At 71.4% G+C, this 11,655-nt stretch carries 12 protein-coding genes; 4 read left to right on the plus strand and 8 right to left on the minus strand.

The window, feature by feature from the left end; translation table 11 throughout:
* Nucleotides 1-20: 20 nt before the first annotated feature.
* The gene (locus tag LN251_RS05005; RefSeq protein ID WP_239015383.1) at nt 21-773 is read right to left on the minus strand and encodes a lysophospholipid acyltransferase family protein; all 753 of its coding nucleotides are present in this window, start codon (nt 771-773) and stop codon (nt 21-23) included.
* Nucleotides 774-946: 173 nt separating this feature from the next.
* Here LN251_RS05005 and LN251_RS05010 point away from each other — a divergent pair, with 173 nt between their 5' ends.
* The 3 genes from LN251_RS05010 (at nt 947) to LN251_RS05020 (ending at nt 2,814) form a co-directional block, all read left to right on the plus strand.
* Complete coding sequence (locus LN251_RS05010) at nt 947-1,726, plus strand: alpha/beta hydrolase (RefSeq protein WP_458244128.1); 780 nt, start codon at nt 947-949, stop codon at nt 1,724-1,726.
* Nucleotides 1,719-2,285, plus strand: coding sequence for a hypothetical protein (locus tag LN251_RS05015; RefSeq protein ID WP_458243294.1), 567 nt, complete (start codon nt 1,719-1,721; stop codon nt 2,283-2,285). Before LN251_RS05010 ends, LN251_RS05015 begins: the two co-directional genes overlap by 8 nt.
* A 238-nt stretch (nt 2,286-2,523) precedes the next feature.
* Entirely contained in the window at nt 2,524-2,814 is a 291-nt protein-coding gene (locus LN251_RS05020; protein ID WP_458243295.1) for a hypothetical protein, read from the plus strand.
* Nucleotides 2,815-2,897: 83 nt separating this feature from the next.
* Here the strand turns inward: LN251_RS05020 and LN251_RS05025 are convergent, their stop codons facing one another.
* The 6 genes from LN251_RS05025 to LN251_RS05050 all read right to left on the minus strand — a co-directional run bounded on the left by LN251_RS05025 (nt 2,898) and on the right by LN251_RS05050 (nt 7,916).
* The gene (locus tag LN251_RS05025; RefSeq protein WP_458243296.1) at nt 2,898-3,656 is read right to left on the minus strand and encodes an endonuclease/exonuclease/phosphatase family protein; all 759 of its coding nucleotides are present in this window, start codon (nt 3,654-3,656) and stop codon (nt 2,898-2,900) included.
* 74 nt (nt 3,657-3,730) lie between these two features.
* Entirely contained in the window at nt 3,731-4,684 is a 954-nt protein-coding gene (locus LN251_RS05030; RefSeq protein ID WP_362989276.1) for an ROK family glucokinase, read from the minus strand.
* 108 nt (nt 4,685-4,792) lie between these two features.
* On the minus strand, nt 4,793-5,290 hold the full coding sequence (locus LN251_RS05035; RefSeq protein WP_458243297.1) for a DUF5304 domain-containing protein: 498 nt from the start codon (nt 5,288-5,290) through the stop codon (nt 4,793-4,795).
* A gap of 57 nt (nt 5,291-5,347) precedes the next feature.
* Nucleotides 5,348-6,517 (minus strand): ArsA family ATPase, encoded by a 1,170-nt coding sequence (locus LN251_RS05040; protein WP_458243298.1) that lies wholly within the window; start codon nt 6,515-6,517, stop codon nt 5,348-5,350.
* Between the two features lie 44 nt (nt 6,518-6,561).
* Complete coding sequence (locus LN251_RS05045) at nt 6,562-7,005, minus strand: SRPBCC family protein (protein ID WP_404150577.1); 444 nt, start codon at nt 7,003-7,005, stop codon at nt 6,562-6,564.
* A 92-nt stretch (nt 7,006-7,097) separates the two neighbouring features.
* On the minus strand, nt 7,098-7,916 hold the full coding sequence (locus tag LN251_RS05050; RefSeq protein ID WP_458243299.1) for a metallophosphoesterase family protein: 819 nt from the start codon (nt 7,914-7,916) through the stop codon (nt 7,098-7,100).
* 295 nt (nt 7,917-8,211) lie between these two features.
* Between LN251_RS05050 and LN251_RS05055 the strand changes: the two genes are divergently transcribed.
* Complete coding sequence (locus LN251_RS05055) at nt 8,212-10,008, plus strand: AMP-dependent synthetase/ligase (protein WP_458243300.1); 1,797 nt, start codon at nt 8,212-8,214, stop codon at nt 10,006-10,008.
* 19 nt (nt 10,009-10,027) lie between these two features.
* Here the strand turns inward: LN251_RS05055 and LN251_RS05060 are convergent, their stop codons facing one another.
* On the minus strand, nt 10,028-11,653 hold the full coding sequence (locus LN251_RS05060; protein ID WP_458244129.1) for a GMC oxidoreductase: 1,626 nt from the start codon (nt 11,651-11,653) through the stop codon (nt 10,028-10,030).
* Nucleotides 11,654-11,655 lie beyond the last annotated feature (2 nt).

Genomic DNA, 11,655 nt, shown 5'->3' on the forward strand with positions numbered 1-11,655 from the left:
CACCCCCCTCGACCGGAAGCCTAGGCCTCGGGCTTCTCCTCGGTCGCCTGTTCCCCCGACTGCTCCTTGGCCTGTTCCTTGGCCTGCTCCTTCTCGGCCTTCGCCGCCTCCGCGATCTGCCGCTTGGCGGCCGTCGCGTACATGTCGACGTACTCCTGGCCGGAGAGCTTCATGATCTCGTACATGACCTCGTCGGTCACCGCGCGCAGCACGAACCGGTCGTGCTCCATGCCCTGGTAGCGGCTGAAGTCCAGTGCCTTGCCGATGCGGATGCCTGGCCGCATGAGCTTCGGCATGACCTTCCCCGGCGGCTGGATCTTCTCCGTGTCGATCATCGCGACCGGGATGACCGGGGCGCCGGAGGCGAGCGCCACGCGCGCGAGGCCGCCGGGCTTGCCGCGGTAGAGCCGGCCGTCGGGCGAGCGCGTGCCCTCGGGGTAGATCCCGAACAGCTCACCGCGCTCCAGGACCTCCAGGCCGCTGCGGATCGCCGCCTCGCCCGCGCCGCGCGCGCCGGAGCGGTCCACCGGCAGCTGGCCGACACCCTTGAAGAAGGCGGCCGTCAGACGGCCCTTCACGCCGGGCGTGGTGAAGTACTCGGCCTTGGCGATGAACGTGACCTTGCGGTCGAGCACCGCGGGCAGGAAGAACGAGTCCGAGAAGGACAGGTGGTTGCTCGCCAGGATCGCGGCCCCCTCGGCGGGGATGTTCTCCAGGCCTTCCACCCAGGGCCTGAAGGTGACCTTGAGCGGTCCCCCGATAGCGACCTTCATCGCGCCGTACAACACCCGTGTGCCTCCAGTTTCCGTCGATCAGACCTTAACCCGGCCCGCCGTCAAAGGCGCCGACGGCCCTGGTCGGTGTCAGTGCGGTCGCGTACGGTGAAGCACAACCTGGACTTCACGCCACTTCCCGAACCGTCCCTCTCATGAACAGGAGACCGATGGTGCCGGTCCTCCCTGGAGCCGAGCCGTTCCGCCACGAAGGCGGCGAGGTCGGTGTCCTCCTCTGCCACGGCTTCACCGGTTCACCCCAGTCGCTGCGCCCCTGGGCGGAGTATCTGGCCGAGCACGGCCTCACGGTCTCGCTGCCTCTGCTGCCGGGCCACGGCACCCGCTGGGAGGACATGCAGCTCACCGGCTGGCAGGACTGGTACGCGGAGGTGGACCGCGAGCTGCGCGCCCTCGTCGAGCGCTGCGAGCAGGTCTTCGTCGCCGGCCTGTCCATGGGCGGCGCGCTGGCGCTGCGGCTGGCCGCGAAGCACGGGGACGCGATCAGCGGCGTCGTGGTCGTCAACCCGGCGAACAAGGTGCACGGCCTGTCCGCGTACGCCCTTCCGGTGGCCCGGCACTTCGTGCGGACGACGAAGGGGATCGCCAGCGACATCGCCAAGGAGGGCAGCACGGAGCTGGGGTACGACAAGGTGCCGCTGCACGCGGCCCACTCCCTGCGCATCTTCTTCCGGCTGGTCGACTCCGAACTGCCCCAGGTCACCCAGCCGCTGCTGCTTCTGCACAGCCCGCAGGACCACGTCGTGCCGCCGGTCGACTCCGCACGCATCCTCGGCCGGGTCTCGTCCCGGGACGTACGCGAGATCCTGCTGGAACAGAGCTACCACGTCGCGACGTTGGACCATGACGCGGACCGGATCTTCGAGGAGAGCCTCGCGTTCATCGGCCGGCTCGCAACCGGTGTCGGCAAGGAAGGGACGGCCGCAGGTGGCTGAGCACGACTCGGAGCGCGAGGACCGCGAGCCGGAGGAGCAGGGCGTCCCCTTCGACGAGGACGCGGCCTGGGCGGCGATCGTCGCGGGGTACGGCGAGGAGCCGAAGGACCCGCCGGGCACGAAGCCGTTCAAGTCGGTGGAGGACCTGGCGCTGCTGGAACCGGAGCCGAACGACTCCGGGGCCGCGACCGCTCCGAAGCCGGAGAAGCCCGTGAAGCCGCTGGGCGGCTCGGTCTCCTTCGCGCCCGGCGTCGGCCCGCGCGACCACACGGCGCCGGAGGCGTCCGAGGACGACTTCGACGAGGACGACGAGGGCCACTTCGAGCCGCCGGAGCCGCCGCCGCTGCCGACGGCCGATGCGACCGCCAAGTTCGCCTGGCTCGGCGTGGTCGGCGGGCCGGTGCTGCTTCTGCTGGCCGTGATCCTCGGCTGGGACATGACGTGGTGGCTGGCCACGCTCGGCGTCGGCGGCTTCCTGGGCGGCTTCGCCACGCTGGTGATGCGGATGCGCACGGACGACGAGGACGACGGCGACCCGGGACGCGGGGCCGTCGTCTGACGGGGTTCGGCGCGCGGGGCACAGGGCCCGTCCGGAGATCTTCCGGACGGGCCCTCGCATGTCCGCGCGCGCCGCGGGCGCCGAAAGGGAACTCGACCGCGGCGAACGGCGGAGGGTGAACACCCTGAACGAGCCCAAGCCTTCGAGACGTTCGGACGAACGAAAGGAGCCCCGATGACCGTCGGACCACCGGGGCACCGGAACCCGCGAGAAGGATCGCGAGGACAGCGACGCCCGCGTGATCGCGCGGTCCCGGGACGAGCCCGAGCAGTTCGCCGGTCTCGCCGGGCTGCTCAAGCTCGTCCCCGTGATGCCGGAGGGGCTCCGGCCGGCGGCCTACGAGGCGCTCGGCATGGTGCCGGGGGTGAAGGTCGTCCCGAACCAGAAGGACGCCAGGGGCCGCGTCGGCGTGGCCGTCACCTATGACGACCCGACGCTGCCGAAGGGGTCGGCGGGCTTCGGGCTACTTCGTCTTCGACCCGGTCACGTACCGGTTCCTCGGCTTCCGCGACACCCGTACGTCGGGTGACGGGGCGGCGAGGAAGACGTACACCCCGCTGTCGTACCTGGACAGCTGGGCCGTCGTGGACAAGGTGAAGCAGCGCCCCTGACTCAGGAGGCGGCGGGCACCCTGAGGGCGGCCAGGACGGGGAGGTGGTCCGTGGCCGCCCTCAGGTCTTCCTCCGTCACGCCGGGCAGCCCCAGGGGGACGCCGCAGCCGAGGACGTCGACGCCCTTCGTCGCGAAGATCGCGTCGATGCGCTGGAAGGGCGCGGCGGGCGCGAAGGTGAACTCGCCGCCCCAGGGGGCGGTGGCCCAGCAGTCCTGCAGCCCCTCGGTCAGGCGGGCGAAGGCGCCTCCGGTGGGCCGGTCGTTCAGGTCGCCCCCCGCGATCGCATGGTCGACGCCCATGCCCGCGAGGCGGTCCAGGAGCATCCCGGCCTGCTCGTGGCGCTCCTCCCGCTGCAGGGAGAGGTGGCAGCTCAGGACGCCGAGGCGGGCCGCGCCGAACCGGACGACGGCGGTGGCGAAGCCCCGGCGGTGCTGGCCGGGAACGAGGGGCAGGAGCACGTCCTCGGTGCGCTCGACGGTGGCCCGCAGATGGCACAGGATCGCCGGTCCGGCGGCCGTCGCGCCCCCGGTGAGCAGGACCTGGCCGGAGGCGGCGGCGAGGCGGGCCAGCTTCTTGCGCCAGCGGAAGAACCGCGGAGCCTCCTGGACGAGGACCAGGTCGGGGGCGCAGGCGCCGATCACCCGGGCGAGGGCGTCGGTGTCGTCGCGCATCGAGCGGATGTTGTAGCTCAGGACCCGGATGACGGCCGAACCGTCGGGCTCGGTGTGGGAGTTGGGCAGGTTCTCGCTCGTCTCCATGAGATCAACATACGACGATGCCCGCCGTCCCGAGGTGGGGCGCGGCGGGCTCATCACGTACGTGGTCCGGTCGGCTACATGATCGGGTCGGGTTCCCGGGCCAGGTCCGCCGCGCCCACCAGGCCCGCCTCGTTGCCGAGCTTGGCCGCGATGACGTCGGCCACCGGGCGCCAGTTGCCGCCCACCAGCCAGCGCTTGTAGGACTTGCGGATCGGGTCGAGGACCAACTCGCCCTCGTCGGACAGACCGCCGCCGACGATGAACGCGGAGGGGTCGAACAGGGAGGCGAGGTCGGCGAGGCCGGCGCCGACCCAGCGGGCCAGCTCTCGGTAGGAGTCGACGGCGACCGGGTCGCCCTGACGGGCGGCGATGGAGATGTGCTTGCCCTCGATGCCGTCGGGGGTGCCGTCGCCGAGGGCGAGGAGGGTGTCGGCGCGCTCGGGGGTGGCGTTGGCGCGCTGCTTGGCGTACCGGACGAGGGCGCGCCCGGAGGCGTACTGCTCCCAGCAGCCCTGCGAGCCGCAGCCGCACAGCAGGCCGTCCGGGACCATCCGGATGTGGCCGAACTCGGCGGCCACGCCGAAGTGCCCGCGGCGCAGCTTGTTGCCGATGATGATGCCGCCGCCGAGGCCGGTGCCGAGGGTGATGCAGATGACGTTGCGGTGGCCCTTGCCGGCGCCGAACTTGTACTCGCCCCAGGCGGCCGCGTTGGCGTCGTTCTCGACCACGACGGGAAGGCCGACGCGGGCCTCGACCTTCTCCTTCAGCGGCTCCTGGCGCCAGTCGATGTTCGGCGCGAAGTAGACGGTGGAGCGCTGCCGGTTGACGTAGCCGGCGGCGCCGATGCCGACACCGACGATCTCGTGCCCGGCGCGCGCGCCCTCCACGGCGGAGGCGATGGCGTCCACGATCGCCTCGGGCGTGCCCGGGGTCGGCACCTTGTGCGTGGAGAGGATGTTGCCTTCCTCGTCGACCACGCCGGCCGCGATCTTGGTACCGCCGATGTCGACGCCGATGGTGAGTCCCATGAATCCCTCAGTTCGGTCGAGCCCCGCTACGGCCAACCGTACCCGAGGCCCCGGCACCGGGGTTCCGGCCGTCCGCCCGGCGGACAGCCCGTGAGACGCGCCGGGGCGTCAGTCGAGGTCGATCCGCTGGCCGGGTCCGGTGCCCTCGTCGTCCCCGCGGTTGTCGTCCAGGTCCTTGTGCAGGTCGGCCGGGCGGCTGGTCCAGCGCCGTTCCTGGGCCTGGACCGCGGAGCGGTAGGCGGCGAGCAGTTCGCCGCCGGCCGCGGCCAGGTGGTCGAAGACGTCGGGGTTGCGCTCTATGACGGGTTCGACGGCGGCCTTGGCCTGCTGGACGACCTGCTTGACCACCTGCTGGGCGGCCGGTCCGGCGACCGCGCCGAGCAGCGGCGACTGGATCGACGACAGCTTCTCCGACACCACGTCGACGATCTTGCGCAGTTCCTCCGCGGCCGACACCGGCGGCTGGCCGTGCTCGGCCCGGCGGCGGGCCTTCTCCGCGGCGAGGTCCTCGGCGCACGCCGTCGACCAGGCGTCGGCGTCGGTGGCCCGCACCTCGTCGACGGCATCCTTCTCACCGGCATCCGACGGGGGGAGCTCTTCGCTCATGACGGACTCCTGACTACGGTTCGTCCCTCCGACGTTACCCGAACGGGCGTATGTCCTTCACCGCCTGCCGGGCCACAGTGCCGGGTCCGGCGCGAAACGGATGCGCAGCTCGCCCTCGCGCAGCGCGGCCCCGTCGACGGTGCAGCGGCGCAGGGCGGAGGGCAGGGACACGATCCGGCGGAAGGCGCCCGCGCTGACGACGAGTTCGTCGCCGCGCCGGATCAGGTCCAGGTCACCCCGTATCGCGCCGGGCAGCGGGATGTGCCAGACGAGCACGCCGTCCGCGGCGAGCCGGTCCACGACCGGCCACTCGACGGTGGAGGTCGCGTCGTTGACGCCGGGCACGGGCAGCGCGGTGAGGTCGTCGGTGCCACGCGGGTCGCGGCCGAGGTGGTGGACCGGCCGGACGTCGTACGACTCGCGCCATTCCTCCAGTGCCTTGCGCTGCTGGGCGAGGGGCCCGGCCAGCCAGCCGTCCGCCGCGGACTCGGGCAGCACCCGGTTGGCGACCAGCGCGTCGGGGCGCAGCCCGCGCAGGGCGAGGGCGAGGGTGGCGGCGCGCACGGCGTCGGCCCCGGCAGGTCCCGGCTCGGCGACGAGCCGTATGACGGTGCCCCGGTCGGCGAGCACGGCCTCGACGGCGCCGAGCTCCAGGTCCCACCGGGCGGCGGTCTCGTACAGCCACTCCGAGGGCATGGGGACCCCGGCCAGCCGGCCGAGCATGGGCCGCAGGGCGCGGGCCGCCTGCCGTTCGGGCGGCAGCAGCCGGCGCAGGTAGCGGCGCAGTTCCTCGGGCAGCGAGAGCAGGGCGAGGGCCTGGGCGGTGGCGGGGAGGTCGACGACCAGCAGGTCGTGCGCCTCGGCGAGGGTCGCGTCGCGCAGCGCCCGCAGCAGGGTCAGCTCCTCCGCCCCGGGCAGCGGGGTGACCTCCTCGGCGTCCAGCCGGGAGGCGCCGAGCAGGTCCAGGACGTTGGCCGCGCGCTCCTGGAAACCGGTGAGGTCGTCGCGGAAACCGGCGGTGGCGTCGGGGCGCCAGGCGGTGAGGTTCGGGGCGACGGTGGTGGGGGCCGGGCCCGTGGCCGCACCGAGGGCCGTGCCGAGGGCGTCGGTGCGGTCGGCACTGAGCACCAGGGTGCGGGTGCCCTCGCGGGCGGCGGCCAGGGCGGTGGCGGCCGCGATGGTGCTACGACCGCTGCCGCCAGGGCCCGTGATCAGGATGGTGCGCATGATGGTGAACGGTACCGTCGCGCGCCCCGGGCAAACCGCCGCGTCTACTTCTCCCCGGCCTCGACGCGCTTCTTCAGTCCGGCCAGCGCCCGGTCGATGATGACCTTCTCGGCCTTGCGCTTGATCATCCCGAGCATCGGGATCTTCACGTCGACGGTGAGCCGGTAGGTGACCTCGGTCGCGCCCGCGCCGGCCGGCTTCAGGAGGTACGACCCGTCGAGCGAGCGCAGCATCTGCGACTTCACCAGCGTCCAGGAGACCTCGTTCTGCCCGGTCCACGTGTAGGCGAGCACCTGGTCGTCCTTGATGGCGCCCGCGTCCATGACGAGGCGGACCTGCTCGGCACGCCCCTGGGCGTCGGTCTGCAGGACCTCCGCCTCCTTCACCTCGCCGGTCCAGTCGGGGTAGCGCGCGAAGTCGGCGATCACCCCCATGACGTCGGCCGGTGCCGCCTCGATCGTGATGCTCGAGCTGGTGTGTTCCGCCATCGCCGTGGCTCCTCCAGATGCGGGCCGGTAAAGAGGTCTGCGTGCGCACGTGTGTGCAGCGTGAAGGCTACCGCGCACGTGAGCGCCCGAGTTCACCCCCTGCCCGCGTGCACCGGCCATTCCAGCGCCCAGGGCCGGCCGGTCCCCGCGAAGTGCCCCACGTTCACGCACTCGGTGGCCCCGATCCGCATGCGCCGTACCAGCGGCTGGTGGACGTGGCCGAACAGGGCGTAGCGGGGCCGGGTCCTCCTGATCGCCTCCAGCAGGGCCACGCTGCCCCGCTCGAAGCGCCGGGCCACCGTGTCGTAGACGAGTTCGGGCACCTCCGGCGGGATGTGCGTGCACAGCACGTCGACCTCGCCGACGGCCTCGATCTTCGCCGCGTACTCCTCGTCGTCGATCTCGTAGGGCGTGCGCATCGGGGTGCGCAGGCCGCCGCCGACGAAGCCGAACGTCCAGCCGCCGATCTCCACGCGCTCGCCGTCGAGCACGGTCGTCCCCGGTCCGGCGTACTCGGGCCAGAGGGCCGGCATATCGACATTGCCGTACGTGGCGTACGTCGGCGCCGGAAGGGCCGCGAACATCTCGGCGTACTGCTTGCGCACCGCCTTCTCGATCGCGGTGCGCCGGTCCGTGCCGATGCCCGCCCACAGCCGGGCGCCGAACGCGCGGGCCTCCTCGAAGCGGCGGGCGGTGCGCAGTTCGACGAGGCGGTCGGCGTTCTCCGCGCCGAACAGGTCGGGGAAGATCCCGCGCGAGTGGTCGGCGTAGTCCAGGAAGAGGACCAGGTCACCGAGGCAGATCAGGGCGTCCGCGCCCTCGCCGGCGCGGGCCAGGTCGCGGGCGTTGCCGTGCACGTCGCTGACCACGTGGACCCGGGTGGTGCGCCTGCCGGCCGGTGTGGATGCCATGACGATCAAGGGTAGGCGTGTGCGGTGTACGTGAACAGTGCCGGGCCCGCCTGCGGTTACTGGCCAGTCAGTTAGCGGGTGGACTACCGTACGCGGAGGAACACCAAACCGTGTGACGCAGCGAACATCTCGTCGGGACCCCCTGTCGAAGAAGCCATACCGGCGGGTAACGTCCGGGCAGTCCAGTCGTGCTCAGGATTTCAACCAGTGATCACCTGAGTACCTGCCCGAGCCTTGGACCGACCGTCGCATCACACAACGTCGTGGCGCCGGCGCCCTATGAGGAGCAGCAGTCTTGCGCGAGTTCAGCCTTCCGGCTTTGTACGAGGTCCCTGCGGACGGCAATCTCACCGACATCGTCCGGAGAAACGCCGCGCAGCACCCCGATGTGGCCGTCATCGCCCGCAAGGTGGACGGGGCGTGGCAGGACGTGACGGCCACCGCCTTCCAGGCCGAGGTGCGGGCGGCCGCTAAGGGCCTCATCGCCTCGGGCGTCCAGCCCGGCGACCGGGTGGGCCTGATGTCGCGCACGCGCTACGAGTGGACGCTGCTGGACTTCGCGATCTGGAGCGCGGGCGCGGTCACCGTGCCGGTGTACGAGACCAGCTCGCCGGAGCAGGTGCAGTGGATCCTGTCGGACTCGGGCGCCACGGCGGTCGTCGTCGAGCTGGACACCCACGCGGCCGCGGTCGAGTCGGTACGCGACCGGCTGCCCGCCCTCAAGCACGTCTGGCAGATCGAGGCCGGCGCGGTCGAGGAGCTGGACGAGCTCGGCAAGGGCGTCACCGACGCCATGGTCGAGGACCGCAGCTCGCTGGCGAGAGCCGACGACCCGGCGACGATCGTCTACACCTCCGGCACCACCGGCCGCCCCAAGGGCTGTGTGCTCACCCACCGCAGCTTCTTCGCCGAGTGCGGCAACATCGTCGAGCGCCTGCGGCCGCTGTTCCGCACCGGCGAGTGTTCCGTGCTGCTGTTCCTGCCCCTCGCGCACGTCTTCGGCCGGCTGGTGCAGATCGCCCCGATGATGGCGCCGATCAAGCTGGGCTGCGTCCCGGACATCAAGAACCTCACCGACGAACTGGCCTCCTTCCGGCCGACGTTGATCCTCGGCGTCCCGCGCGTCTTCGAGAAGGTCTACAACTCGGCGCGCGCCAAGGCCCAGGCCGACGGCAAGGGCAAGATCTTCGACAAGGCCGCGGACACCGCGATCGCGTACAGCAAGGCGCTGGACACCCCCTCGGGCCCGTCGCTCGGTCTGCGGATCAAGCACAAGACGTTCGACAAGCTGGTCTTCAGCAAGCTGCGGGCCGTGCTGGGCGGGCGCGGCGAGTACGCCATCTCCGGCGGCGCCCCGCTCGGCGAGCGGCTGGGGCACTTCTTCCGCGGGATCGGCTTCACGGTCCTGGAGGGCTACGGCCTGACCGAGTCCTGCGCGGCGACCGCCTTCAACCCCTGGGACCGTACGAAGATCGGCACGGTCGGCCAGCCGCTGCCGGGCTCGGTGATCCGGATCGCGGACGACGGCGAGGTGCTGCTGCACGGTGAGCACCTGTTCAAGGGGTACTGGAACAACGAGGCCGCCACGGCCGAGGCGCTGACCGACGGCTGGTTCCACACCGGTGACATCGGCACCCTCGACGAGGACGGCTACCTCAGGATCACCGGCCGCAAGAAGGAGATCATCGTGACCGCGGGCGGCAAGAACGTCGCCCCGGCCGTGATCGAGGACCGCATCCGGGCGCACGCGCTGGTCGCGGAGTGCATGGTGGTCGGCGACGGGCGGCCGTTCGTGGGCGCGCTGGTCACCATCGACGAGGAGTTCCTGGGCCGTTGGGCGGCCGAGCACGGCAAGCCCGAGGGAGTGACCGCGGCGTCGCTGCGCGAGGACCCGGATCTGCTCGCGGCGATCCAGGACGCGGTCGACGACGGCAACGCCGCGGTGTCGAAGGCGGAATCGGTGCGGAAGTTCCGCATTCTGTCCTCCCAGTTCACGGAGGAGTCGGGCCACCTGACGCCCTCGCTGAAGCTGAAGCGGAACGTGGTGGCGAAGGACTACGCGGGCGAGATCGAGGCGATCTACGCGAAGTAGGTCGCCTGTTGGCGGAGTGTCATGGCGCGGTGTCCTCGGCGAGGACCCGCGCCATCGTCCGTTCGGCGAGCGCGGTGATGGTGACGAACGGGTTCACGCCGATGTTGCCCGGCACGAGCGAGCCGTCGGTGACGTACAGCCTCGGATACCCCTTCACCCGGCCGTAGTCGTCGGTGGCCTTGCCGAGCACGCAGCCGCCGAGCGGGTGGTAGCAGAAGTCGTCGGCGAAGACCTTGCTGGAGGAGCCGAACAGGTCGTAGCGGTAGATCGTCGCGTTGGCCGCGTTGATCCGGTCGAACAGTTTCTTGGCCATGGCGACCGAGACGGCGCTCTGGGCCGCCGTCCAGCCCAGCTTGACCCGGCCGCTCGCGGAGTCGTAGCTGAAACTCGCCCGCTCCGGGTTCTTGGTGATCGCCAGATAGAGGCTGACCCAGGTCTCCAGCCCCGTCGGCAGCGGGGCGATCTCGGCGAACACCGGGTTGTCGGCGTTGGCCCAGTCGTCGATGCCCATGACGGGCATGGTCGACTGGTTGGCGCCGGTGGTGTCCCACAGGTGGTTGGCGCGGCCCACCATGGTGTTGCCGTTGGGTCCCCAGCCGGCCCCGACGCCGGCGTTCAGCGCGGGCAGCGCTCCCGTGTCGCGGGCCCGCACGAGGAGTTCGGTGGTGCCGAGGCTGCCGCCGCCGAGGAAGAGGTACGTGCAGGCGTACTGCTTGGTCTCCACGACCGTGCCGGTCAGGTCGATGCGGTCGGCGGTCAGCACCCAGCTGCCGTCGCTCGCCCGGTTGATGGAGCGCACCTTCTCCAGGGTGTTGATGGTGACGTTCCCCGTGCCGAGCGCCGCGGCCAGATACGACTTGTCCAGGCTGCGCTTGCCGTAGTTGTTGCCGTAGATGACCTCCTGGCCGAGCGCGGACTTGGTGGCCGTGCCGGCCGCCTCGCGCTGCATGTAGGCGAAGTCGTAGACACTGGGCACGAAGGTGGTCTTCAGCCCGGTGTTCTGGGCGTGCTTGCGGGACACGCGCGTGAACCGGTACCACTCCGTCGACTCGAACCACGTGGGGTCGACGGTGTTGACGCCGAGCATGGAGTTGGCCCGCGGGAAGTACGTGCGGTACATCTCGTCCGCGTCGACGGTGGGGAACTGCTCCGCGAAGTACGACTTCAGGGGCGTGACGGCCATCGAGCCGTTGACCAGGGAGCCGCCGCCGACCCCGCGCCCGACGTAGACGGACATGTTGTCGTAGTGCACGCGGTCCAGGGCGCCGGGGTAGGGGCTGATGTCCTTGTTGACGACGTCCAGCCACAGGAAGGTGGCCAGCGGGGCCTCGGTGCGGGTGCGGAACCACATGGAGCGCTGGTCCGGGTCGGCGGTGGAGCAGAACACCTTGCCGTCGGGGCCCGGGGTGTTCCACAGGCGGCCCATCTCCAGGACCAGGGTGCGGATGCCGGCCTGGGCGAGGCGGAGGGCGGCGACGGCGCCGCCGTAGCCCGAACCGACCACGATGGCGGGCGCGTTGTCGACGGCCGCCGCCTCCTCGGCGGCCTGCGCGGACGTGAGGCCGATGCGGGTGAGTCCGGCCGCGGCGGCGGTCTGGAGGGCTGCCATGCCCAGTATGTGACGTCTCGTCAGCTGACGCTGCATCA

The sequence above is a fragment of the Streptomyces sp. MAI_2237 genome (assembly GCF_054189285.1).

What these genes read in the sequence shown, in the direction of transcription:
- LN251_RS05005 (WP_239015383.1), bottom strand. Translation starts at nt 773, where the DNA reads ATGAAGGTCGCTATCGGGGGACCGCTCAAGGTCACCTTCAGGCCCTGG.
- LN251_RS05045 (WP_404150577.1), bottom strand. Translation starts at nt 7,005, where the DNA reads ATGGCGGAACACACCAGCTCGAGCATCACGATCGAGGCGGCACCGGCC.
- LN251_RS05035 (WP_458243297.1), bottom strand. Translation starts at nt 5,290, where the DNA reads ATGAGCGAAGAGCTCCCCCCGTCGGATGCCGGTGAGAAGGATGCCGTC.
- LN251_RS05060 (WP_458244129.1), bottom strand. Translation starts at nt 11,653, where the DNA reads ATGCAGCGTCAGCTGACGAGACGTCACATACTGGGCATGGCAGCCCTC.
- LN251_RS05030 (WP_362989276.1), bottom strand. Translation starts at nt 4,684, where the DNA reads ATGGGACTCACCATCGGCGTCGACATCGGCGGTACCAAGATCGCGGCC.
- LN251_RS05050 (WP_458243299.1), bottom strand. Translation starts at nt 7,916, where the DNA reads ATGGCATCCACACCGGCCGGCAGGCGCACCACCCGGGTCCACGTGGTC.
- LN251_RS05025 (WP_458243296.1), bottom strand. Translation starts at nt 3,656, where the DNA reads ATGGAGACGAGCGAGAACCTGCCCAACTCCCACACCGAGCCCGACGGT.
- LN251_RS05040 (WP_458243298.1), bottom strand. Translation starts at nt 6,517, where the DNA reads ATGCGCACCATCCTGATCACGGGCCCTGGCGGCAGCGGTCGTAGCACC.